The sequence below is a fragment of the Kamptonema sp. PCC 6506 genome, assembly GCF_000180455.1.
In the GTDB taxonomy this organism is placed as follows: Bacteria; Cyanobacteriota; Cyanobacteriia; order Cyanobacteriales; family Microcoleaceae; genus Kamptonema; species Kamptonema formosum.
This window is the reverse complement of the sequence record NZ_CACA01000128.1, coordinates 1-22819: the sequence shown is the minus strand read 5'-3', so window position 1 is coordinate 22819 and position 22819 is coordinate 1. Positions and strand designations below refer to the sequence as shown.

20 protein-coding genes are annotated in these 22819 nt (G+C 43.2%); 8 read left to right on the top strand and 12 right to left on the bottom strand.

Annotated features, from left to right (window positions below; all coding sequences use genetic code 11):
- The first annotated feature begins 64 nt into the window (after positions 1–64).
- The gene (locus OSCI_RS07255; protein WP_007354235.1) at positions 65–706 is read left to right on the top strand and encodes a cytochrome c oxidase subunit 3; all 642 of its coding nucleotides are present in this window, start codon (positions 65–67) and stop codon (positions 704–706) included.
- 294 nt (positions 707–1000) lie between these two features.
- Here OSCI_RS07255 and OSCI_RS07250 read toward each other — a convergent pair whose 3' ends face one another.
- From OSCI_RS07250 to OSCI_RS07235, 4 genes are all read right to left on the bottom strand, one after another.
- A complete protein-coding gene (locus tag OSCI_RS07250) occupies positions 1001–1786 on the bottom strand; it encodes a 2-phosphosulfolactate phosphatase family protein (protein ID WP_007354234.1) in 786 nt (261 codons plus the stop codon).
- 167 nt (positions 1787–1953) lie between these two features.
- Entirely contained in the window at positions 1954–2811 is an 858-nt protein-coding gene (locus OSCI_RS07245; protein WP_007354233.1) for a GUN4 domain-containing protein, read from the bottom strand.
- 38 nt (positions 2812–2849) lie between these two features.
- Complete coding sequence (locus OSCI_RS07240) at positions 2850–3167, bottom strand: NIPSNAP family protein (protein WP_007354232.1); 318 nt, start codon at positions 3165–3167, stop codon at positions 2850–2852.
- A gap of 130 nt (positions 3168–3297) precedes the next feature.
- The gene (locus OSCI_RS07235) at positions 3298–5448 is read right to left on the bottom strand and encodes an EAL domain-containing protein (RefSeq protein ID WP_007354231.1); all 2151 of its coding nucleotides are present in this window, start codon (positions 5446–5448) and stop codon (positions 3298–3300) included.
- Positions 5449–5619: 171 nt separating this feature from the next.
- On the opposite strand from OSCI_RS07235, the gene OSCI_RS07230 reads away from it, so the two are divergent.
- Positions 5620–9108: a PAS domain S-box protein gene (locus OSCI_RS07230; protein WP_007354230.1), complete on the top strand. Its 3489-nt coding sequence runs from the start codon at positions 5620–5622 to the stop codon at positions 9106–9108.
- Positions 9109–9185: 77 nt separating this feature from the next.
- On the opposite strand, the gene OSCI_RS31330 is transcribed toward OSCI_RS07230, so the two are convergent.
- Positions 9186–9356: a hypothetical protein gene (locus OSCI_RS31330; RefSeq protein ID WP_234708718.1), complete on the bottom strand. Its 171-nt coding sequence runs from the start codon at positions 9354–9356 to the stop codon at positions 9186–9188.
- A gap of 222 nt (positions 9357–9578) precedes the next feature.
- Here OSCI_RS31330 and OSCI_RS07225 point away from each other — a divergent pair, with 222 nt between their 5' ends.
- Complete coding sequence (locus tag OSCI_RS07225) at positions 9579–10085, top strand: hypothetical protein (protein ID WP_007354228.1); 507 nt, start codon at positions 9579–9581, stop codon at positions 10083–10085.
- 90 nt (positions 10086–10175) lie between these two features.
- On the opposite strand, the gene OSCI_RS07220 is transcribed toward OSCI_RS07225, so the two are convergent.
- From OSCI_RS07220 to OSCI_RS07210, 4 genes are all read right to left on the bottom strand, one after another.
- Positions 10176–11876 (bottom strand): ABC-F family ATP-binding cassette domain-containing protein, encoded by a 1701-nt coding sequence (locus tag OSCI_RS07220; protein WP_007354227.1) that lies wholly within the window; start codon positions 11874–11876, stop codon positions 10176–10178.
- Between the two features lie 143 nt (positions 11877–12019).
- Entirely contained in the window at positions 12020–13846 is a 1827-nt protein-coding gene (gene mrdA, locus OSCI_RS07215) for a penicillin-binding protein 2 (protein WP_007354226.1), read from the bottom strand.
- A 36-nt stretch (positions 13847–13882) separates the two neighbouring features.
- Positions 13883–14041 carry a hypothetical protein gene (locus tag OSCI_RS29710; RefSeq protein ID WP_019486999.1) on the bottom strand — a complete coding sequence of 53 codons (159 nt, stop codon included), beginning with the start codon at positions 14039–14041 and terminating at the stop codon, positions 13883–13885.
- Positions 14042–14061: 20 nt separating this feature from the next.
- The gene (locus OSCI_RS07210; protein WP_019486998.1) at positions 14062–14244 is read right to left on the bottom strand and encodes a hypothetical protein; all 183 of its coding nucleotides are present in this window, start codon (positions 14242–14244) and stop codon (positions 14062–14064) included.
- Between the two features lie 113 nt (positions 14245–14357).
- Between OSCI_RS07210 and OSCI_RS07205 the strand changes: the two genes are divergently transcribed.
- The 3 genes from OSCI_RS07205 (at position 14358) to OSCI_RS07195 (ending at position 17101) form a co-directional block, all read left to right on the top strand.
- Positions 14358–14846 carry a hypothetical protein gene (locus tag OSCI_RS07205; RefSeq protein ID WP_007354224.1) on the top strand — a complete coding sequence of 163 codons (489 nt, stop codon included), beginning with the start codon at positions 14358–14360 and terminating at the stop codon, positions 14844–14846.
- Positions 14847–15109: 263 nt separating this feature from the next.
- Positions 15110–15910, top strand: coding sequence for a serine O-acetyltransferase (gene cysE, locus OSCI_RS07200; RefSeq protein ID WP_007354223.1), 801 nt, complete (start codon positions 15110–15112; stop codon positions 15908–15910).
- A gap of 267 nt (positions 15911–16177) precedes the next feature.
- The gene (locus OSCI_RS07195; RefSeq protein WP_007354222.1) at positions 16178–17101 is read left to right on the top strand and encodes a sensor histidine kinase; all 924 of its coding nucleotides are present in this window, start codon (positions 16178–16180) and stop codon (positions 17099–17101) included.
- A 76-nt stretch (positions 17102–17177) separates the two neighbouring features.
- Here the strand turns inward: OSCI_RS07195 and OSCI_RS07190 are convergent, their stop codons facing one another.
- The 3 genes from OSCI_RS07190 to OSCI_RS07180 form a co-directional block, all read right to left on the bottom strand.
- Positions 17178–17648, bottom strand: coding sequence for a hypothetical protein (locus OSCI_RS07190; RefSeq protein ID WP_007354221.1), 471 nt, complete (start codon positions 17646–17648; stop codon positions 17178–17180).
- Between the two features lie 224 nt (positions 17649–17872).
- Positions 17873–18355, bottom strand: coding sequence for a 2Fe-2S iron-sulfur cluster-binding protein (locus tag OSCI_RS07185; RefSeq protein ID WP_007354220.1), 483 nt, complete (start codon positions 18353–18355; stop codon positions 17873–17875).
- Positions 18356–18445: 90 nt separating this feature from the next.
- On the bottom strand, positions 18446–18754 hold the full coding sequence (locus tag OSCI_RS07180; RefSeq protein WP_007354219.1) for a hypothetical protein: 309 nt from the start codon (positions 18752–18754) through the stop codon (positions 18446–18448).
- 101 nt (positions 18755–18855) lie between these two features.
- On the opposite strand from OSCI_RS07180, the gene OSCI_RS07175 reads away from it, so the two are divergent.
- Together OSCI_RS07175 and OSCI_RS07170 are read left to right on the top strand one after the other, a co-directional pair.
- The gene (locus OSCI_RS07175) at positions 18856–20709 is read left to right on the top strand and encodes a serine/threonine-protein kinase (protein WP_007354218.1); all 1854 of its coding nucleotides are present in this window, start codon (positions 18856–18858) and stop codon (positions 20707–20709) included.
- A complete protein-coding gene (locus tag OSCI_RS07170; RefSeq protein WP_007354217.1) occupies positions 20706–22559 on the top strand; it encodes a hypothetical protein in 1854 nt (617 codons plus the stop codon). Before OSCI_RS07175 ends, OSCI_RS07170 begins: the two co-directional genes overlap by 4 nt.
- The last annotated feature ends 260 nt before the right edge of the window (positions 22560–22819 follow it).

The window sequence follows — 22819 nt, the reverse complement described above, 5'->3', positions numbered from 1 at the left end:
TAACAACCAACAACTAACAATTAACAATTAACAACTAGCAACTAACCAAAAACATTGGAGAATTATGCAAGGTTCAACAATTGATGTTCAAGATAATATTGACAACTCATCTCTCCCGCCAGAGGCGACAGCCGATGCAGCTCAAAATCACGAAGAACATAAGGATTTGCGTGTTTTCGGACTGCTAACTTTCTTGGCTTCTGAATCCCTAATGTTTGGTGGATTTTTTGCAGCTTATTTGTTATTGCGGGGCGCTACAGAGGTTTGGCCTCCTGAAGGGACAGAAGTAGAACTTTTGCTACCTACGATTAACACAATCATTCTGGTTTCAAGTAGTTTTGTCATCCACCTGGGGGATACAGCAGTTAAAAAGAATGATGTCAAAGGGATGAGACTTTGGTACGCTGTAACTGCTCTAATGGGAATTATTTTCTTAGGGGGTCAAGCTTACGAGTATCTGACTCTGGGGTATGGTTTGACTGAGAATGTGTTTGCTAATTGTTTTTACCTGATGACAGGTTTTCACGGTTTGCACGTTTTGATCGGCGTGTGTTTAATTTTGGGTGTAATCTGGCGGAGTCGCCGCGAAGGGCACTATTCAAATGTTAAGCATACTGGTATCGAAATGGCAGAGATTTACTGGCACTTCGTAGATATCATCTGGATTATCCTGTTTACGTTGCTCTATATTCTTACACTGTTTTAATTCAGTAGTGAGTTGAGAATAAAACCCCTCTGTTCCTCTCTGGTACATAGAGGGGTTATGTTTGGGAATTACACATTATCGCTCTTCTGTCACTCTAGGCAGAAGAAAATAAAAACTCACTCTCATTCATCAAGTAAGAAAAGGGATTTGGGTAAAAGTTCATTAAGGCCCTTAATCGAGCTAAGCCTGTAGATAATTTTGGAATCGGAAAAACTTTTAGCCACTGTTGCATCAAGTTAAAGCTAATTACCAATACCAATTACCCATTACCAATTACCCATTACCCATTACCCATTACCTTTTTTGTGCAGTCGGAAGCCAAAATTCTGCTTTGGGAATTTGAGCATCTGACTTGACCAAAACTCCAATTTCTCGTTGGATGGGGACTGTATCTACAATATCGAGTTGAGAGCAATATTTCAAATCTTCGTAGACTCCCAGACCAAGAAGTCGTTTGCCATGACTAGCGAGATTCATCAATTCGTAAAGTTGATCTTTCCACTGCAAATAAAGCGCGATCGCGGCATATACTTCATCATTACCAACAAATTCGTCTCGCGGAGTACCGCTTTCTGCAAGTAGCATTTCTGCGATCGCACCTGCACAGACGGTATCTTCCAGGGAAAAACTGCCTTCCCAACCAGAACCGAGTATCCAAATAGTGCTGGGTCGTTTGACTAGGAGATACTGGACTACGGCGCGGCGGTTGATTAATGCTGCTGCTAAAACTGTTTTGGCAGCTTGCACTCGCTCAAGGGCGCGAGTACCATTGGTGGTACTAATAAATAGTCGCTTACCTTGAACGCGATCGGGCGTACAGTCAAGAGGTGAGTTACCCATGTCACAGCCTTCAACTTTTGCACCACCACGCTCGCCGGCACGGATACGCTTCGGTGCGGGCCATTTTTCGCTCTCCTGCATCAGTTTGTCAATGTCGCTGAAGACTTGGACTGCTTCGGCTCTATTGTTAAGGGCGGTTGCCATTGTTGTAGTGGCGCGGAGTACATCAACTGCGATCGCGCAGTCGGGTACTTTGTCCGTTGGGGTGAGTTCGGGGGTGTGGTAAATATAAAGCTGCACTGGTGGGGATGCCTGTTATTGATACTTCTGAAAACTATTTTATAGGGCGGCGTTACAAAGAGCGATCGCTACATATATCAACTGCTTTCGTCGCTTAGAGCCACTCCAACTCTTACCTCTGGTTCATAATCCCTTACTTTTTCAAGCTTTTCCCTCTTCCCTCTTCCCTAGCCCCTAGCCCCTAGCCCCTCTTCCCTAGCTATAGTGCAAGCTGTAAGTCTAGAACTAAAAAACGACAGATTCTCAGCCGCCATACCTTTACCCATACCGTAACAGGCACGTTTACGCCATGCGATCGCGGGTAGGTGTCCTTGGGGAGCATTCAAATTGAATCTGAGTTCATCGTAATAGGCCCAGCTATCTTTTAACCGCCATCCTACGCGATCGCAAAATTCTGTATAATTCCTGCCTTCACTCTCCCAAATTTCCTGTTGTACTCTCAACCCAAATAACCCGCTACTATAATATTCCCAAAGTTGGTCAATAGTGCGAAGGTCTGTACAGGGGAATTTCTCAATATCTGCCGCACTCAGCCAGCCTTCTTCTTCTCGAAAAGCTACTTGAAGTATAATTTCCCAAGTATGTTCGTCCGCTTTACGCCATTTCCCCGCAGCTAAAAGCTGTATTAATTGTCTGTAATCCATCCCCACTTCCGACATCGGCGGCGTTTGTTCGGGGATCGCACTAATTTTCTCTTCTAACCGCGATAGGGAATCAGCAATTAAATCTGGATTCATCTGTTCTAGGCGATACAAAACCCATTCTAATTGAGACTGGAGGTTGGCTCTTTCAACTGCGGCTGATTGTAGTTGGATTTGCAACTGATTTAACTGAGTTTCCCATCCCTGAACTTGTGAATTTGCCCACATTCGCCTTGCCCAATCCAATCTAAGTTGTTCCTTTTTCCAATAAGCTTTGGACTGTTTGCGACCCAGGGGAAAAGGTGTCAAATCCCAGCCACAGAGCGAGCAGAAATCAACTTTACCTGGTAAATATTCACGATCGCAAACAGGACACTTAGCCATATAGAATATTATAAATTGTTGTGCCGTTATTGGGACGGTTACGGTGTAAATTCCGTGAGCAATTGAACAGAGCGCAAGATTTCTGGCGAATCAGGTTGACTGCTGAATAACTGTTTCCATTCTGAATTTTGGTTCTCGAATGCAGTGCGTGCGCCGTAAGCCGCCATATCTGCATATTCAATCACGAGAATTAGAGAATCCGTATCTGGGCCGGGAACGGTATTACGGAAAAGACGCACTGACTGAGGCATAATCTCGCTATTGAACTTGGGGCTGGCTGCTTCGCCAAGTTTAGCCATAAAGTCATTCAATCTGCCTGGTTTTACTTCGTAAGTAAAGATCGCAAAAACTGCCATTGAAGATTTCCTTCTTTATATCAAATCTGGTTGCCTCGCAATTAATTATATATCATCGCGTGCGATCCATTTCATCGACATTATATTTACCTTCCATAGGATAGAGATGTCTTAAAATTTTATTGGACAGTCAGGAATCAAAGTTCATAGGGAGGGGGCGCGAAATTCCGTAACCCTGAGCATAATCCACTCCAATCTCGCGCAATTTTTCTAAGATAGCTTCGTCTTCGACAAACTCAGCCACAGTTTCAATATTCATCGCATGGGCAATGCGATTAAAGCCTTCCACGATCGCTTGAGAAATCAAATTATGAGTAATATTCTTAACAAAGACACCATCAATTTTTAGATAGTCAACAGGCAAATTCATCAGATAAGCAAAGGAACTCAAGCCACTGCCAAAATCATCTAAAGCAAAGCGACAACCAAGCTTTTTTATTTCGTTAATAAAATTTCTAGCTTGGTCAAAGTTAGCGATCGCTGCGGTTTCAGTAATTTCAAAACAAATGGTTTGTGGTAGAATTTGGTAGCGAGGAAATTGTTCGATTAAAAACCTCATAAACTGATTGTTACAAATACTAGCACCAGAAAGATTAATCGTATATAAGCCGTTAGCAAGAAGTGCTGGTCTAGATAACTTTTGATGATTCGAGAAAAAAGTTTCAATTACCCAGTAATCGATATCAGCGATCAAGCCATAACGCTCGGCGGCTGGAATAAACGCATTTGGCGATACTAATTCTCCATTTTCATCCAACATTCTGAGCAAAATCTCATAATGCTCTACTAATGGTTGAGAGGTAATAGAGATAATCTTTTGGGAGTAGAGACAAAAACGATTGGTTTCTAGCGCTTGGCTGATTTTTGCAATCAACTGCCTCTCCCCACGTTGTCTAATTAGTTCGCTATCATCTAGACGATAAACATGAATGCAGTTGCGCCCTTTGGCTTTAGCAGCATAACAAGCTGCATCAGCCGCTCCCAAAATCTCCATCAAATTTTGGTTGTTTTGGTCAATGGCAACAACCCCAATACTGACCCCAATGATAAAGGTTTTGTTATCCCAAATAAACCGAAATTGATGCACTAATTCTTTGAGATTTTCAGCAATCTGAGTTGCTTGAGAAAGGGGACAGTGAGTGAGTAAAAGACCAAATTCATCACCTCCTAAGCGAGCCAATATATCATTAGCGCGAATTCCCTGTTGTAAAAGTGTAGTGATTTGGCGCAGTAGCTCATCGCCAGCAATATGACCGACAGTATCGTTAACGACTTTGAACTGATCTAAATCTAAATAACAGAGAACGTGATGCTGATTGCTATCTTGAATAGAAGCGATCGCATCAACTAGGTAATGCTCAAATCCTCGACGGTTGGTTAAACCAGTCAGAGCATCGTGACTGGCTTCCCAAGAGAGTTGACGGGTGAGATAGCGGGCTTGAGTAACATCATGAAAGACGATAATTGCCCCAATAATTTGACCTTGGCGGTCTCGAATCGGTGCTGCTGAGTCCTCAATGGCATATTCCTTCCCATCGCGGGCAATGAGAATAGTATGGTTTGCCAAACCCACAACTTCCCCCTCTAACAAAGCTTTGTGGATCGGATTATCTGCGGGCTTTCTCGTTACTTCATTAATAATTAGGAAAACTTCAGATAGAGGCAGTCCTTCAGTTTCCTCTGCTTTCCAGCCTGTTAGTTTCTCAGCAACGGGATTAAAATATTTAATATTACCTCGATCGTCGGTAGTAATGACGGCATCACCAATTGATTGTAATGTCACCTGAGCCAATTCTTTTTCGGCAAAGAAGATATCTTTGAGACGTTGATTTTCTTCTATCTCTGCGATCAGGCGTAAATTTTGTTCTTGGAGGCTTTTTTGGAGCCGTCGGACGGTTAGATGAGTGGCGACACGCGCTAATACCTCTTCGACTTGAAATGGCTTTGCAATATAATCTACCCCACCAACGGCGAACCCTTGAACTTTATTGAAAGTTTCATTGAGCGCACTCAAAAAAATTACGGGAATATTTGCAGTGCGAGGGTCAGATTTTAATTGTTGGCAAACTTCATAGCCATCGAGATCCGGCAATTTAATATCTAGTAAGATTAATTCCGTCAATGGAGATTGGGCAGCTCGAAGTGCCATTGCCCCTGTCGTGGCACTGCGAATCTTATAACCTTCTTCGCTCAATGTATCCCTAAGCAAACGCAGATTGTCGGGTAAATCGTCAACTATTAAGATATTACCTCGATAGCTGGTGACTGGATTGCTGATCATAATTATTATTAAGCTACCTAATACACGAGCGGTATAAGTGAATCAATACAGCAGAAACTGCTGTAATATAGTTAAATCATATACTTTAAACTCTTTGAATATCCTAAAAATCCCTTTAATCTTAACCAAAATAACAATTCTCAGACCCAACCAAGCGATTTATGAACATTTATGAACAAGCGTATTTCTCAAATCACTGCATTGCTGGTCATCTCAATCGCGATAAGCGTACTGATCGGCTGGCAATTTGACCTATCGATACTCAAAAGTGGATTTATAGGTATATCGGCAAGCATGAAAGCAAATACAGCGATTTGCTTTTTATTTGCTGGAGTATCTTTGATTTTGTTGCAGCGTCAACGACTAACCCGACTCCAATATCGAGTTTCTCAAGGATTAGCGGGGGCGATCGCCATCATCGGTCTGCTGACACTGAGTGAGTATTTATTTGGTTGGGATCTGAAGATCGATCGGTTGCTTTTTCGAGATGTTGTCTCTACCACAACTCCTTACCCAGGACGCATGGGGCTAAATACCGCCTTAAATTTTGTGCTGATGGGAGTAGCACTGTTACTGCTAGGGCGAAATTCCCAACGCAATACTTGGTGGGCGCAAATTTGCAGTAGTGTTGCAGCTTTAAGTTCTCTATTAGCTTTATTCGGACACATATTCAATGTCGATGTTTTTGCACGATTGGTTATACCTACCACGACTCAAGCACTAAACACAATCCCAACCTTTTTCATTCTCTATATAGGAATTTTGTGGCTGCGACCTAATGAAGGGTTAATGGAAGTATTAACCAGTCCCTTAGTTGGCGGAGAGATGGCTCGGAGGTTGCTACCTTGGGCGATCGTCTTTCCAGTAGCATTAGAATGGTTTACTTTTCAGGGGCGAAAATTAGGCTGGTATAACTCTGAATTGGGGTATACATTTCGGTTAACATTAATAGTTTTCACCTTCTCAATTCTCATCTGGGGAACTGCTCGATTTCTGAATCAGATAGATAGCAAGCGCCAACAAGCCGAAGCAGAACTTAAAAAACTTAATGAAACCTTAGAAATTCTTGTGGCTGAACGAACAAAAGCTTTACGAGCTAGTGAAGAGCAGTTTCGTCATTCGTTTGAAGATGCGTCGATCGGGATGGCGATTGTTTCCCTTGATGGGCATTGGATTAATGTCAATTCTGCATTATGTCAGATTATTGGCTACTCCCCAGAAGAGTTGTCAGCATTAACTTTTCAAGACATTACCTATCCTGACGATTTAGAGGTAGAGCTCAGTTATGCCCAGCAGCTATTAGCAGGAACGATTTCAACTTACCAACTGGAGAAACGATATTTCCATAAGCAAGGACATATTGTGTGGATTCTGTTAAATGGATCGCTAGTACAAGATGAGCAAGGAAATCCACTGCATTTTATTGCTCAAATTCAAGACATTACAGCTCGAAAAGCAGCTCAAAAAACGTTGGAACTTCAAAGTATAATCATGAATAACATGGCAGGTGGCGTATGTTTAGTCAAAGCCGCAGATCTGACCATCGTCTATACTAATCGTAAATATGATGCGATGTTTGGCTACCTAGAGGGCGAACTTGCAGGTCAACCCGTTGGTATCTTGAATTATGTCGATACACAGGTTACACCCGATGTAAGCGTTCTAGATATCGCCACTCAACTCGATCGAGATGGGGAAGCAAAATATGAAGTCCATAATAGAAAAAAAGATGGTACACTCTTTTGGTGCAGAGTTCATACTTCTAGGTTCGAGCATCCTGAATACGGAACTGTATATGTTGCCGTTCAGCAGGATGTAACAGAGTTACAACTGGCTGAAAAAGCCTTACAAGCTACCACAAATCGCCTCAACTTTCTCCTGAACTACAGCCCAGTTGTTATTTTTAGCTGTAAACCTGATGGAGACTATGGCGCAACCTTCATCAGCGAAAATATTAAAGATGTATTGGGCTACGAAACTAGGGAGTTTTTAGAAGATTCTAAATTTTGGGTGAATCATTTGCATCCAGATGATGTAGACCAAGTATTTCATGGTTTAGCAAATCTATATGTCAATAATTATTATTTCCATGAATACCGTCTTCGTCGCTCCGATGGGGTTTATCGCTGGATACTCAATCAACTTAGATTAATTCGAGATTGTGCAGGTAAACCAGTGGAAATAGTGGGATATTTAATTGATATTAGCGATCGCAAACAAGCTGAGTTGGAACTTCGGCAGGCGAAGGAAGCAGCAGAAGCGGCCAACCAAGCTAAGAGTGTCTTTCTTGCTAATATGAGCCACGAACTTCGCACCCCTCTCAACTCAATTTTAGGATTCACGCAATTAATGAGCTATGAGAATAATCTAACTTCTTCTCTTCAAGAGCGATTGCAGATAATCAATCGTAGTGGTAGACATTTGTTGGACTTAATTAACGATATTTTAGATTTATCCAAAATTGAGAGCGGACGGATGACGCTCAATCCTTCTGACTTTGACTTGATCAATTTACTAACTTCCATTGAAGAAATGTTGCAAGTTAAAGTCCAATCTAAATCATTGCAGCTAATTGTTGAGCGAGAATCCGAGCTTCCCAACTTTGTGCATACTGATGAGAAAAAACTATATCAAGTTTTGGTTAATCTACTCAGTAATGCGCTTAAGTTTACTCAGCAAGGCAGCATTACTTTACGGGTAAGAGCAGAACAAAAAGAAAAACACTCTTGTCGCTTATGTTTTGAAGTTGAAGATACAGGCGTGGGAATTGCGCCAACAGAAATTGATAAATTATTTAAGGTTTTCGTACAAGCCCAAGCGGGGAATAATTTGAGTCAAGGTACTGGGCTTGGTTTAGCAATCAGTCAAAAACTCGTCCAACTCATGGGCGGCCAGATTCAGGTTCAAAGCACTTTGAACCGAGGCAGCACTTTTTCCTTTGAGATTAAAGTGCAGTTATCTCAAATAGCTTCTCTTCCCTCAGAACAGATTAATCAAAGAGTAATTAGTTTAGCTCCTGAACAACCGAATTATCGCCTTCTCGTCGTTGAAGATATAGAAGAAAATCGTCGTTTGTTAGTCGAAATTCTTACCTCGATTGGCTTTGACGTGAGAGAAGCTAAACAGGGAATTGAGGCACTCTCATTGTGGGAGAGTTGGTTGCCACATTTGATTTTTATGGATCTGCGAATGCCGAGCTTAGATGGATATACTGCTACAAAGCGCATTAGAGAAAACCCTAAGAGCCGAGAAACTGTTATTATTGCTTTAACTGCCAGTGTTTTTGAAGAAGATAGAGAGAATGTCCTGACGAATGGGTTTAATGATTTTATCAGCAAACCATTTCAGCAGAGAGATATATTTGATAAGATCGCTCAATATTTGGGAGTGCAGTATATTTACGAAACCGTAGGACAAGCCCCCCAAGAATTATTGGTGGAAACGCTTTCTGTAGAAGATCTATCCGTGATGTCTCCTCAGTGGTTAGAACAAATGTATCAAGCTGCTTACTATCTTGATACGGAAGCTATGAATGAATTAGTCACGCAAATCCCTGAATCTAAAGCAAGTTTGTCTAAGGCGCTAACTGATTCTATTGATAACTTTAATTCTGACCGAATTATGGAGTTAATTAGACCTTTGTTACCGCTGGGGGGGTGACAAAGAGTGCCAAGAGTTAGAGCGCATCAGGGTTGCAGCTCGTATGCCCTGCTGATAGAATCGACGTTTATTTCTAGTTAACTTGCGTTTACTCGCTTAACCTCTAATTTGTAGCGATCGAGATAATTCACCCATTCTTCTCCATCCTGACCGCTACCAAATATACTCCTTCTACGGTATTTTCGGCGCTGGTCTTTCTGGCGAGATACATATTTTTGCAGATGCTTTTTCTGATGAACAAAATTCACGATCGCCCAAAACAATCACTTTATATTCTTTAAGTAATGGTAATACTTGCTGTAGAGCAAGAGTTTGTCCTGAGCTAGTTAGGTTTTAAGTTGACAATTTGTGATTTTTATGCTATGCGTCTGGGGAAACTCAGGCGCTTTTTGCGTATGCGATCGAAGACTTGGCAGATATCGGAGAAAGGCTATAATCTACGATATTAAGTAAAGAGAGGTCTAATTATCATGGCGAGAAAATCAAAGGAATTCGATGAATTATTAAGGGTAAATAGGACGGAAAAGCTCAGAGAGAAAGGTATAGCGGAACTTAAAAAGAAGGTCAAAAAAGCTTACCTGGGAGAAATGCCAGAAAAGATACTTATCGACCCCAAGGACAAAATAAAAATGTCCGAAGTTTTGTATGCTTTTATTGAACCATACTCTGATGGTATTGAGAGTAAAACAGAGCGGTATCAATTGTTGAGTTTGGCTGTGGTAGCATGGAATCTTTCTTTGCTTTCTGAGGATAAACAGCAGGAAGGCATTGAAATGTTGATTAAGGAAGGAACGAAAGGCTCTAACGCCTACGTTCAAGAACAAACAAGAATGGTGATTGATGAATTAATTCAGAGAAAAACTCTTTATTTTGCTGATTATACACAGTTGATAGTTGATTTTAGTCTTCAAGAAACTGACGATGAATATAATATCTCAGTGGCTTCGATTCAATCTGACTCCAACCAAACCTCCTGATTTTTTTCTCATCTGGTGACTAAAATTATAAATAATTGAATCAACGCTTCCAGATTTTCACCTGGAAGCAATCACTAACTGCAACCACAACTATTTCCGCTTAGTAGAAGTCTTCTTCTTCGCCTCTTTCTCAACCTTCTTCGCAGCCTTTTGACCCTGAATCTTAGCTAACCTTGCTTCCTCCTTTTCTTCAGCAATCTTATCGAGATAATAGTGATAATCTCCCAAATAAGTGCGAAACTCACCGTCGCGAATCTCAACAATCTTGTTAGCTACCTGAGAAATAAAATAACGGTCGTGAGATACAATCATTACCGTCCCATCATAATTCTGAATCGCTTCTTCCAGCATTTCCTTAGCCGGAATATCTAGGTGATTTGTCGGTTCATCCAAAATTAGTAAACTAGCTGGACGTAACAGCATCTTAGCTAAAGCTAAACGCGCTTTTTCACCCCCACTCAAAGCCCCAACTTGTTTAAATGCTGTATCACCACTGAACAGAAAACGACCTAATAAAGTGCGGACTTCCTCATTTTTCCAGTCTGGCACTTCATCATGAATAGTTTCTATCACTGTTTTATACAAATCTAAAGCTTCGGCTTGATTTTGTTCAAAGTAACCAGGGATGACATTATGATTGCCTAATTTAACAGTACCGCTTGCGGGTTTTTCCATACCCATAATCATCCGTAGCAGGGTAGATTTCCCCGAACCATTAGGGCCGAGAAAAGCAATGCGATCGCCCCGTTCAATTAACAAATCTGCGCCTAAAAACAGAATCTTGTCATCATAATTATGAACTAAATCTTCAATAATTACTACTTCGCGACCGCTGCGAGGGGATGGAGGAAAACGGAAGTGCAACGTTCTTAAAGCGGCTGTAGGTGCTTCAATCCGCTCAATTTTATCTAATTGTTTCTCGCGGCTTTTTGCTTGAGTGCTCCGAGTCGCACTCGCCCGGAATTTCTCAACAAATGCTTGTTGTTTTTCTAGTTCTTTTTGCTGCCGTTCGTAAGCATTAAGTTGAGCATCTGCGGCTTCCTCTTTTTGTACCAAATATGAGGAATAATTACCCAAATATGTACTAGATACACCCCGTTCAGTTTCAACTATTTGGGTGCAAAGTCGATCCAAAAATTCACGGTCATGGGATACGATTACCATCGGGGTAATCAAAGCTTTGAGGTAGATTTCTAGCCATTCAATGGTTTCGAGGTCAAGATGGTTTGTTGGTTCATCTAAGAGTAAGAGATCCGGTTTTTGCAGCAGAATTTTACCCAAACTCATTCGCATCTGCCAGCCACCGCTGAAGGCACTAACGAGGCGATCGCCATCTTCGGCTTCAAACCCCATTTCGGGCAAGATTTTCTCAATTTGTGCTTCTAAACCGTAGCCATCCAAAGCTTCATAGAGTCGCTGAAGGCGGTCTAATTTATTAATCAGGCGATCTAGTTCTTCTGGAGTAGCCGTTTCCATTTCTCGCTGCACTTCCAGTAGAGATTCGTGAGTTTGGTTGGCTTCTTTGAAGACAGTCCAAAATTCTTCTCTGACAGTGCGAGTGGGGTCTACTTCAAATTCTTGGCTGAGGTAGGCAATATGCAAACTCGCGGGGCGAATTACTTCCCCTGTGGTAGGTTCCACCTCGCCTGCAATAATTTTAAGTTGCGTGGACTTACCGGCACCATTGACACCGACTAAGCCGATGCGATCGCCTGGTTTGACTTCCCAGTTGACATCTTTGAGAACAACGCCATTGGGGTAAATTTTACTGATATGTTCGAGTCGCAGCATTATTTATGAAGGCAAAGGAGGAGGAAAGTTTAGCAGGGGTTGGGATGACAACACTGAGGTCGAGTCAATCTTAACAAATTTTAAAGAACTTTAACGGTTAACTGTTAACCGTTAACCGTTAACCGTTAACCGTTAACAATTAGCTACTTTGCCTTTTTAGCCTTCTCGTTGTTGAAGTAGGTTTTAAATATTTCCTTAGCAATCGGTGCAGCCGCAACCGCCCCGAATCCACCATTCTCCACAACAACCGCGATCGCAATTTCTGGTTTCTCCGCCGGCCCAAAAGCCACATACCAGGAGTGAGAAGGCTCTCCCATCACTTCCGACGTACCCGTTTTGCCCCCAGTCAAAGGGATAGAACCATCATTTAACCCTTGTCCCGTCCCTTGTTGCACCACAGCCACTAACCCATCACGAATCACATTCACCGTCTCCGGTTTCATACCAGTTGGTTCTGGTTTAGTCAGCGCAGTATTAGTTTCAGAGGTCAATAGATGAGGCTTGACTCGGTAGCCACCATTGGCGATCGCACTCACCATCACCGCCGCCTCCAGAGGAGTCACCAATACCAAACCCTGACCGATCGCCATCGTCACAGTATCCCCCGCATACCAGGGCTCCCCATACAGCTTCTCTTTCTGTTCGGGAGTCGGAATCGTGCCATTAGAGCCGCCCCCCAATCCCAAAATATTTAAATTAGTCGCTTCCCCAACTCCCAGCAAGTGACCCCACTTAGAAATCTGTTCCGGCCCTGCCGCCATCCCCACTTGGTAATAAAAAGTATTGCTACTGTAGGCCAAAGCATCGCGAAAACCGATATACCCGTAACCACCACTGTGCTCGTTAAATTGAATACCACCCACAGTAATGTAAGCCGAAGTACCAACAATCGAATCCGCAGAAAACTTACCCGACTCAATCGCAGCCGCAGAAGTCACAATCTTGAAAGTGCTACCCGGTGGATAACCTTGTAAAGCCCGGTTCAGAAAAGGCTTATCGTCCCCTTGAAGGCGATCCCATTCCGTTTTAGTCACTTTCCGCGTAAAAATATTCGGGTCAAAATCAGGATGGCTAGCCAATACCAACACGCCCCCCGTTTTCACATTCAGCGCCACCACACCACCCCGGCGATTGCCCAGAGCCTTTTCCGCACTTTTCTGCATCTCCAGGTCTATAGTTAGCTGCACATTCGCACCTCCCTTCGCCGGCTTCTCTCTCAAGGCTCGGCCTTCCTGCTTCTCGCTTACCTGATTGAGAGCATTGACCTCGATCAAGCGTTCGCCCCAGACTCCCGCAATTTTAGGGTTGGCACTCGCTTCAATTCCCATTTGACCTACAACCATTCCCATTGGATATTCGGGGTGATGTTTGAGATCCTCTTCCGTAGCTTCCCCGATATATCCAATCACATGAGCAGCTATATCGCCATTAGGATAATAGCGACTCGACTCAGGTCGCATTTCAACTCCCGGAAATTCTCGTTCGAGCTCGCCCAGCAATACAAACACCGGAGGTGTAACAGATTGAGTCAGCCGCACTGGCCTGTAAGATTGATAACCCGCTTGTTCTAATTTGTAGAGAATATCGCTGACAGGTATATTCAGTAAAGGACTCAGCTTACTTGCCGTCACTTTCCACTGTTCGGGGGACTGTTCCTTTGGCCACAAATACACTGAGCGAGTGAGCCGATTAGCCGCTAAGGGTTTACCGTTGCGATCTAGAATATGACCGCGATTCGATGGCACCGGCACTAGGCGAATGCGATTATTGTCTGCTCGTTCCCGGTGTTGCTTACCTTCACGCAGTTGCAGTTGCACCAAACGGACAACGTGCATACTCATCAAAAAAGTAGCAAGTAGCATCAGTATCACCGCCCGGTATAATCGGCGCGGCGGTTGCTTTGCGCCGTCCTCCTGCACGGTTTTGTCAACTAAGCGGAATCCAGAGCCAAAAGAAAATTCGCGTTCCATTATGACGATAGGTAGATTGCAGATTCTAGATTATTGCTAATCTCCCAAGCACCAGCTCATAGCCAGAAAAATTAGGGTCAAGCTCAGCCAGTTAGGGAAAGGTTGCCATTTTAGCCAACCTATAGGCAACAATACCAAAACTTCAGTCAAGAAGAAACTCAATTGTAAAGCGATCGCCAGAATAATTAGGGGCATCAAATTTTTTAGCTGTTCTCTTAGTAGCAACCGTCAAGCTGACGCAAGACTTTGTTAATTGTTAAAACCATTGCTGAACAAGGATTTTGAGGATGACACTGATTTAACTGATGTTTGTGGTGTTGGCTATTGAAAATCACTGAAATCATCAACAGGGCGCTCAATCCATATTCAAGATTGCTTTTTCTTTTTGCCTCCACCATAACCTTTCTCGCTCTGCCAGAAAAGGGTGTGGCAGAACAACGAGTGTCACTCTGACTTAATCACAGCTAGCAGTCTTCACCTAAATTATAAATTTTAATGGAGGGATCTTGCCATGCTGTTTAATTTTGGAGTCTGGTTAAAAACTGGTGGAATTTTGAGTGCGGCGATCGCGGCTGTAATGGTTGTACCTGTCTTTGCAGAAGAGACAGCCAATTTTGGTACTTTGACCCTATCGCGCGGTTTTCAACCCCCAACAGCAGTTTTGAGAGGTTCTACAGGTGGCTCTTACTCTTTATCTGCCATTGCCAATTCCGATCTCCACAAGAACAAATGTTTGGGATTTGCTGCCCCGACTCCCGATCATATCTTGATTTTGCAGCAGGATTTTTCGCGACTGAGGATTGCGATCGACACTGGAGGAAAAGACACCACTTTACTCATTTCTGGGCCAAACAGCACTATTCACTGCGGAGATGATACAGGCCAGAGTAAAGATGCTAGCATTGCCGATTCTGGCTGGAAAGCTGGTACTTACCGCATCTGGGTGGGTACGATTGAATCTGGATCTAAATACAAATACACCCTTTCAGTACAGGAGTAGAAAATGCTGCTCTCCTCAGACAGGATTTATGCACGCTCGGTCAAAAACCCGGTTTCTGCGTCAATATTTCTCGAAAAAACCGACGATCTTGGTCAGAAACCGAGTTTTTTGCGTAAGTCCGATCGGAGTTGAAGCAAAAGTAATCTTGAAGTCGCTTAAAATCAACATTCCTTCACATCCATTAAGTTTGAAGTCACAGGACGTGAGATCGTTTTTTTGGTAAAATTTAAAGTGGCGTGTTTAACCAAATTTGGTAACTCCTCGTGCTAAAGACCCTTCGAGCCGACTTCAGCATTATCTTCGAGCGCGACCCAGCCGCTCGTAACTGGCTGGAAGTTTTATTTTGCTACCCCGGTCTTCAGGCGTTAGTATTTCACCGTTTTGCCCACTGGCTGTTTATTTTAGGATTTCCCTTCATTCCCCGCTTTATTTCTCATCTAGCTAGGTTTTTGACAGGGATTGAAATCCACCCAGGGGCGACGATCGGTTGCGGTGTATTTATCGATCACGGGATGGGGGTTGTGATTGGTGAAACTGCGATCGTGGGAGACTATGCTCTGATCTACCAAGGCGTTACCCTGGGGGGAACTGGCAAGGAAAGTGGCAAGCGTCACCCTACCCTGGGCGAAAATGTGGTTGTCGGTGCCGGTGCTAAGGTTCTAGGCAATATCCACATTGGCAACAGCGTCCGCATTGGTGCGGGTTCAGTGGTGCTGCGCGATGTCCCTTCTGACTGCACTGTGGTAGGCGTTCCTGGTCGCATTCTCTATCGTTCAGGTGTCCGGGTTGCTCCTCTGGAACACGGAAGCCTCCCTGACTCTGAAGCAGCGGTGATTCGTTCTTTGGTCGATCGCCTTGAAAGCCTGGAACAGCAGGTGCAAAGTCTAAGCAGCGAACTGTCTGCTTGTAAAGAGCCTGCATTGGAATCTGAGTTTGCGCGACAGGCTTTAACTCATGCAAGTGCGGTGGCTTGTCTTGAGAAAGCTCAACTAGCGGTTGCGGCTTCTAGTTGTCGGTTGAAAGATAAAGCGATTCAAGAGTTTTTTGATGGTGCTGGAATTTAATAAATTTCAGGACTTACGTACAATTGAGAAAATAAAACGGGTTTTTGGTTTGAGAGTAGTCGCTAAAGGCAAGAATCTTCTTTCAAAAACCCGATTTTTATGCTAACTGTAAGACTAGCTATACAAATTTACCGCTATCTCGATTTTAAAATTATTTTTAAAATTGATTTTCTGGAATAGGGTTAACTATGTAAACAACTGAAACCCTTGATTTTACGTCAAAGGTTAAAAGGCTAAGGGCTGTGAAGGCAAAGTGAGATAACGCTGATGGGCTGGAGCGACTTGGTATATTTAGCAGTAGGATTCGGACTAGGTTTGGGTAGTAATCGGCTATTTCGTCAGAAACAGCCATCCACCCAGGTAGAAGCACTGCCAGACTTAGAACCTCAACAAACAAACCCCGAACAGTTACAAACTCTCTCGAACCAACTGAAGCAAACACAACTTGCCTACCAGATGGCCGTCGAGATGAGCCAATTTAAGGCAGGCTTTTTGGCGCGGACTTCCCACGAGTTGCGATCGCCACTGAATAGTATGATCGGCACCCTTCAGTTAATTCTGTCGGATTTGTGCGACGATCCCGAAGAAGAGCGAGAATTTGTGCAGCAAGCCCACACCTCAGCCCTGAAAATGGTCGGGCTGATGGATGAAATCATCGCTGTTGCTAAGACTGAGCATGGCACCGAAAAAATGGATATTCAGCCGCTTCAGTTAGCCAAAATTTTCGATGAAGTTGATGACTTAACTTACCTGCAAGCAACTCATCGCGGCATCCGTCTAGAGATATCCCCTCCCGACGCTGAAATTTACGTCCTAGCAGACTTGCGACGCTTAAGACAAGTCCTAGTCAACCTCGTAGACACGGCCATCATTCAGATGGAAGAGGGCAGCATTAACGTTTCTGCCCATGCGTCCCCAGAATCAGGCCTAGTTCATATTTGGGTAGACGATCAGCGCCCCATTAGTGCCTGGAGCGAGTCATGGGATTTGCTCAAGCGTGATTTAGACACAAATGCTCAGACGGCAGAGCATCCTCAATTATCATCAGGACTACGCTTATTGATGAATCAGACTCTTTTAGCTTTAATGAAAGGTCGTTTAGAAGTTCTCGCCTTCCCTTCAGAGTCAGAAGAATCAAATTTTACGCGGACTCAATGCTCTATTCCAATAGCCAATTCCTTAGAAAGCTAATTGCTAATTGCTAATTGCTAATTGCTAATTGCAAACAGTTAACAAATAACAGTTAACAGTTAACAAATAACAAATCTTACTTGCTGAATATAGAGCGGTTCATTTCCAGAATAGGAATAAACAAACTTGCTTCTTCGGCTGTAAGATATTGTTTAATCGCATCTTGCATGATTTGAAAAGTCAGTTCAGAAGTCTTTTTAGCTTGAAAAGAACCCAAAATAGTTTGAAACCAAAGTAAAAGACGATCGCGCAGACGGTTGCGATCGTCAATCAGCAATGCTGCCGCCGAATGCCGTAGTACGCGCACCGTGTCTAACCTCCATTTTGAAGTGAGATCTTGAGAACCCCGGCGCAATAAATCAGGACTCGCAGACAAAATTTTTGTTTCTACATCGCGAATAATTTCTTTTTCCGCAGCTTGAATTTTCTGATAAGCACTCAAGCGTAGATTCAACGATTGGAAGTAATCTTTCAAAAACTGAAGTTCTGATTGAGCAGCATAGCGCCCGTCCGCTTCCACACTCAAATTAGCTAATTGACTTAACATAAAATTAGAATTGTTGATGAGAAATTATTGAACCCAAATAGGAATTATGCACTTCTTCCCTCAAATGCCAAGACGGTAGTGTTACACACAATTATAAGTAAGTCCAATGGCAGAGGAATACTTTTTAGCAGTAAATTTTGTGCCAATTTCTCAGTAAAGACGACAAGCCGGGACATATTTTGTCCCAAACTTATCCACTAAACTCAACCCTACAAAATTAAAATCTAGGCTCCTCTTGTACGAGCAAGATAATCTCCTACCTGCAAGCGTGTTTCATTAAGCTGATTAATAATAGAACGAGTAATCAACTTTCCTTCTTCCACAACAACTTTACCAGTAATTGGGTGCAGCAAGTTTTGTTCAGCGCGGCGACCTATCAAAGCTTCCACGTTGTCAATAGCGTTGATGTACATACCTGTCGGTAATTCCACCACCACTCCATCACCTAAAATCTGAGCCTGACAAGCAAGGCGAGAAGTAGTTTTAGCTGTAGTAATAACCTCTAACGTCCTCTGCTCCCGGCGGCTCATCCCTGATAAAGCATCCATGCCCTCTTTAATATAAACGTGGCAAGTAGCACACATACCCCTACCACCACATTCCTTCAGAACATTAAGTTCTTTCGACAGCAAGGCAGACAGAATATTTGAGTTAGTCAGGACTGCCATTTCCTCAGCAATTGGCTCTAGCTTAATAATTTTGACCATTTTTAATTCTCGATCCTGTCAGGCTAATTCCTTGATAAAGTTAATTTCGATTTCCCCTGAATAATAATCTTAGCTGTTCCCAAAAAAAAGTTAAGATAGCAGAGCAGAATAACCTTCAGGCTCTCTCACCCAGATGACATAGCCTTTTGGAGTTTTTGTAATTACGGTCTTGTCGCCACTCTTGTGCATCTTGGTCGCGATATCGATCGCTTTTTGTGTATCTTTCACAGCCTTAAAAAAGCTGTAAAACTCGCCTTCGACGAAAAGTGCCGCTACAGGGTGTTCCAAATCCGGCACGGTGATATGGCAATGTCGATACTGACTACGAAATTCTATGATTTTGGTAGCGATCGCGCTCCCAGGGTGAAAGGCAGTTTCATACTCAAGCTGATATAACATAAGTTGTACGGTGTGGTTAATTCAACAATCCTAAGTTTTGTCAGAATTCTTCACATAGCATATTTCCATACTATCTTAAAGGCTTTCCTGAAATTGGAGCCATGCAAAATTCTAAGTACCGGATTTTAGGGCTAGTAGGACAAGGCCAGTTTGGTCGAGTTTTTTGTGCCAGCATTCGCCAATCTGGAGGAAAAAATTCGCGCCCAGTTGGTCAACTGGTGGCTCTTAAGGAACTGAGTCACCAACAAGCCCCCACAAGTGAATTCTTGCGAGAACTTTGGTTCCTGATTACGTTACAGCATCCTAATATCGTTGCTTGTATCGCTTTGGAACATACGGCGACAGGGCGGTACCTAGTTATGGACTATTGCGAAGGGGGAACCCTCCGCAGCCTCCTGAAGCAGGATAGAACGCTAAGATTGCTTGAAGGCCTACAGCTAGTAATAGGCGTTTTGGCGGGTTTAGACTACGCTCACCGCCGAGGCGTGGTTCACTGCGACATCAAGCCAGAAAATATTCTGCTGAGTTTGGGGCCAAAAGGCTGGTTGCCCAGGCTATCTGATTTCGGCATTGCCCGCCGTTTACCGGAGATTGGCACTACTCGCCTGCATCAAGAGATTTCGCCAGACGCTACGGTTGGCTCTCCCGCTTACATGGCTCCAGAAAGGTTTTACGGCCTTTATTCGCCCATGTCTGACATTTATGCAGTGGGGATTTTATTATTTGAATTGCTGATGGGCTATCGCCCTTTTAGCGGCACGCCGGGGGATTTGATGTGGGCGCATTTAAATCAGCGCTTGCAATTGCCCGATGTCATACCAGAGCCGTTGCAGGAAGTACTGAAAAAAGCTTTGGAGAAATTGCCAGCTCGCCGCTTTGCTAGTGCTTCTCAAATGGCTCAAGCTTTGCGGCTGGCAATGTACGATCGCGCTGTCAGACAATTGGGCGATCGCTCCATTCCTTGGGAAGGGGATATCGACAATGAGGAAGATGACGAGAGGCGCAAAATCATTAACTTTGAGTTGTCAATTACTGCTTCCCAATTACCAATTTCTCTTCCTGTAAGCATCTTAGTTGCCAATGAAGACTATCTCTACGCTGCTACGGGTTCCCAGGTAATAGTTTTGCCTCAGCCAACTCACAGCCAAGTTGCAGCCAAAATTCAAACCTCTGTATCTTTTCCCGAACCTGTGCTTGGCATTCTGCCGGCCCTCGGCGGCGGCTGTATTCTTACTCAAGAACGACTCTACTGGCTAGGCGATCGCGCCGAGCACCCTGAGTGCATCCTAGATCTCGGCTCAGAACCAATACCTACAGTTTATAAAGCTGCTGTTGATTTTCACAGTCACTATTTAGCAGTAGCTATTCCCGGCGAGTTGCGTTTTTATTCCCTAGCCATAGAAAGCGGCTTGGCAGCTTTAACCCTAAAGCGAACTATTGCGCTAACAGAGCCCAACTTGCCAGAACTAATGTTTTTGGATCGCCGACATTTACTAGCAATTTGGCCTGACACTGAACAAAAACAGCCTCAAACTACTTTTAAAGTTTATAGTCGTCGCGGGACAACGATTGGTTCTGTGCGTTTATTAACCAGTGTTGGGCAAGTTGTCACGCTAGGAAGCCAGTTATTGCCTACTGCCGAGCCTTATACTTTACTAGGAATGCCTCTAGGTTCCAAATCAGCTATTTTGCTAATTAAGTTGTTACCTCTAAAAGTGACACGAATTCCTTTGGAAAATTTACCAACTTGTGCTTGTGTTACCAGTTGGGGATATGTGGTAGCAGATACTCAGGGACAGCTTATAGTTTGCGATCGCGAAGGGAGTCAATTAGGTAATTTTAGTATTCCTGTAGTACCGAAGGCGATCGCACCTTGGGGAAAGACTGGTTTAGCCATTGTTGCTGATAGTGGGTGCATCCATTTTTTAGATGTAAACTTCGAGACAGATCCATGATCGAACCTCAACCACCGATCGCTGCTGTACCAATTGAAAAAAATTCAGAGTCTGCCGAAACAAGTACAGCTTTATCCTTTGCTGAATTTGACTTTGAAACTATCAGCCAAACAATCGTAAAACTGACAGATTTAGAATTTAAGGCAGATAGTGAACTTAATTTCGGCGGACAAGACCTTTCAATTGTGCCTAATTTCTATCTGCATTCTGAGGCTTCACCCATTTTATTTGCAGCTTGGGAAAGCCTTGTAAAGATAGTAGCACACTTGCTTTCTCCTGCCAGTGGATGGTCATCTGATTTACTGCGAACTCCAGACAATATAGCTACTTACGTTACTGAGGAAGCCTGCGAAGTCCTTGATGCTATTGAGTCTCAAATTTTGAGCGAAAATTTAGAAGTAAGGAGTAAGACTCAGTTAAATACTAAGGCTCCAAGCTACGTTTTAATTAAAGAGTTGATTCCCAGATTGCTGTGGTATATTGCCCGAACTTCTGACGATTTGATTCGACTGCTTACGGGTGTAGAAGCTAGAGTTTTCCAACTAGAAAAAGGCTGGATTAAGGGAATGTTAAGATTGACGGCAATTTTGACATTAGATAATATTGCCGCACCTTGGAGTATTGATTTGGCGACAAATCAACCACCGCGATCGCGCCTCAATTCTGAGAGCCTGATTCAATGGAATGATTGCTATTACGCTCAATCTCCTATCGAAAGCGAAAAATTACTTCAACAATTCTTAAAAAGAATTGTTGAAGTAAACCCAGAAATTATAACTTTTACCGAGGCAAGCAACATTGATTTTCTTGAACCTGGAAAAGATTGGCAGTCTGGTAAAATTCAGTTATGTTTGGATTTGGAATTTATTCCTGACACTGAAACAAATATAATTACTCCGACTGGCAAACCCAATGAAATTCCCAACAATTCTCGCATCAATATTTTAGAATTTGCTGCTGGTTTTGAAACTGATTTAGATTCAGATAATTATTCCCAGTATCGACCTGTTTCAGGACTTCAATTTAAGATAACTAATCCAGAAAATATTGAGCTTTATTATCTGACAACAGTGCAGGAACAGTTAGCTAATTTTATAGACGAGTTGCTAAATGTCGATCTGACTAATATTCAGGATGGACAATCAAACGAACTCGAAGTATTAATTTTCGATTTTCCAGATCCAAACTTAGATGATGATTTAGAAGAATTAGAGGATGAAAATGAGACTAATAATCTAGCCGATAAAACCTCTGATTTAAAAAATGAAAACCTGGTTCTCAGCGTAGTAACTTCAGCCTGTGAAGTGGCCAAGCGTTTTCAACAAAGTATGGAGTTATCAGAGGTCAATGCGCGATCGCCTCAGATGTTGATGGCTGACTTGGCTCTTAAACTGTTGTGGGACATCATCCGCAGTTCTTACGAAGTTATGAAGATTCTAGGCGGTGTGCAGGCTCAGGTACTCCAACCTGGAGGCGATTGGCAAACTGGAACGCTTTGCCTGGTGGCAATTCTACAAGTTAATGCTGGTCATAGCCGGTGCAATATAGATGTGGTAACAGGTCAATTGCGGAATTCCAATACAAAACTGCTGGTGTCAAAAGCGATCGCGACATCCCAGGAGAGCGATTTATGCAAATACCCAGTTGAGATCGGTAGCTTGGCAAAGCGGATTATCCGTAAGTTGCGAGAAAGTTCGCCAGAGATCGCGCTTTGGATGGATGGGATGGAGGTTGAGTTGCGATCGGCTACAGCAAGCTCAGCAGATTTACTGCAAACAAACTGGCAATCTGGAGTCATCAAACTCAGTATCGGCTTTGAGTTACTGGAGAAAGACTCAATTTATATATAGATAGACTTGAACTCTGGATCGCCTAAAGCTAGTTGTCGCTGTCTGGCGTTAACCCTAACAGGACTTACGCAAGATTACGTAATACCGCCTCTGTTGGCGGCGTTACTGAATAGTTTTGGGTAAGTCCTGCCTAAAACAGCCTACGAACCAATATGGGACTAAGCCCTAAATAAAGGAGGAGAGGGATAAAAAGGGAAAAGAGAGAAAATGTAGAGAATGGTTGCGATAATTCCCAGCCAGCTCAGCGGGTAGAAGTCTTA

Bases quoted from the DNA above. Each gene is read 5' to 3' on its own strand.
- OSCI_RS07180 (WP_007354219.1), bottom strand. From the start codon at position 18,754: ATGTTATATCAGCTTGAGTATGAAACTGCCTTTCACCCTGGGAGCGCG.
- OSCI_RS07240 (WP_007354232.1), bottom strand. From the start codon at position 3,167: ATGGCAGTTTTTGCGATCTTTACTTACGAAGTAAAACCAGGCAGATTG.
- OSCI_RS29710 (WP_019486999.1), bottom strand. From the start codon at position 14,041: ATGCCCCTAATTATTCTGGCGATCGCTTTACAATTGAGTTTCTTCTTG.
- OSCI_RS07220 (WP_007354227.1), bottom strand. From the start codon at position 11,876: ATGCTGCGACTCGAACATATCAGTAAAATTTACCCCAATGGCGTTGTT.
- OSCI_RS07235 (WP_007354231.1), bottom strand. From the start codon at position 5,448: ATGATCAGCAATCCAGTCACCAGCTATCGAGGTAATATCTTAATAGTT.
- OSCI_RS07185 (WP_007354220.1), bottom strand. From the start codon at position 18,355: ATGGTCAAAATTATTAAGCTAGAGCCAATTGCTGAGGAAATGGCAGTC.
- OSCI_RS07175 (WP_007354218.1), top strand. From the start codon at position 18,856: ATGCAAAATTCTAAGTACCGGATTTTAGGGCTAGTAGGACAAGGCCAG.
- OSCI_RS07190 (WP_007354221.1), bottom strand. From the start codon at position 17,648: ATGTTAAGTCAATTAGCTAATTTGAGTGTGGAAGCGGACGGGCGCTAT.
- OSCI_RS07170 (WP_007354217.1), top strand. From the start codon at position 20,706: ATGATCGAACCTCAACCACCGATCGCTGCTGTACCAATTGAAAAAAAT.
- OSCI_RS07225 (WP_007354228.1), top strand. From the start codon at position 9,579: ATGGCGAGAAAATCAAAGGAATTCGATGAATTATTAAGGGTAAATAGG.
- OSCI_RS07245 (WP_007354233.1), bottom strand. From the start codon at position 2,811: ATGGCTAAGTGTCCTGTTTGCGATCGTGAATATTTACCAGGTAAAGTT.
- OSCI_RS07205 (WP_007354224.1), top strand. From the start codon at position 14,358: ATGCTGTTTAATTTTGGAGTCTGGTTAAAAACTGGTGGAATTTTGAGT.
- OSCI_RS07195 (WP_007354222.1), top strand. From the start codon at position 16,178: ATGGGCTGGAGCGACTTGGTATATTTAGCAGTAGGATTCGGACTAGGT.
- mrdA (WP_007354226.1), bottom strand. From the start codon at position 13,846: ATGGAACGCGAATTTTCTTTTGGCTCTGGATTCCGCTTAGTTGACAAA.
- OSCI_RS07210 (WP_019486998.1), bottom strand. From the start codon at position 14,244: ATGGTGGAGGCAAAAAGAAAAAGCAATCTTGAATATGGATTGAGCGCC.
- OSCI_RS07230 (WP_007354230.1), top strand. From the start codon at position 5,620: ATGAACAAGCGTATTTCTCAAATCACTGCATTGCTGGTCATCTCAATC.
- OSCI_RS07255 (WP_007354235.1), top strand. From the start codon at position 65: ATGCAAGGTTCAACAATTGATGTTCAAGATAATATTGACAACTCATCT.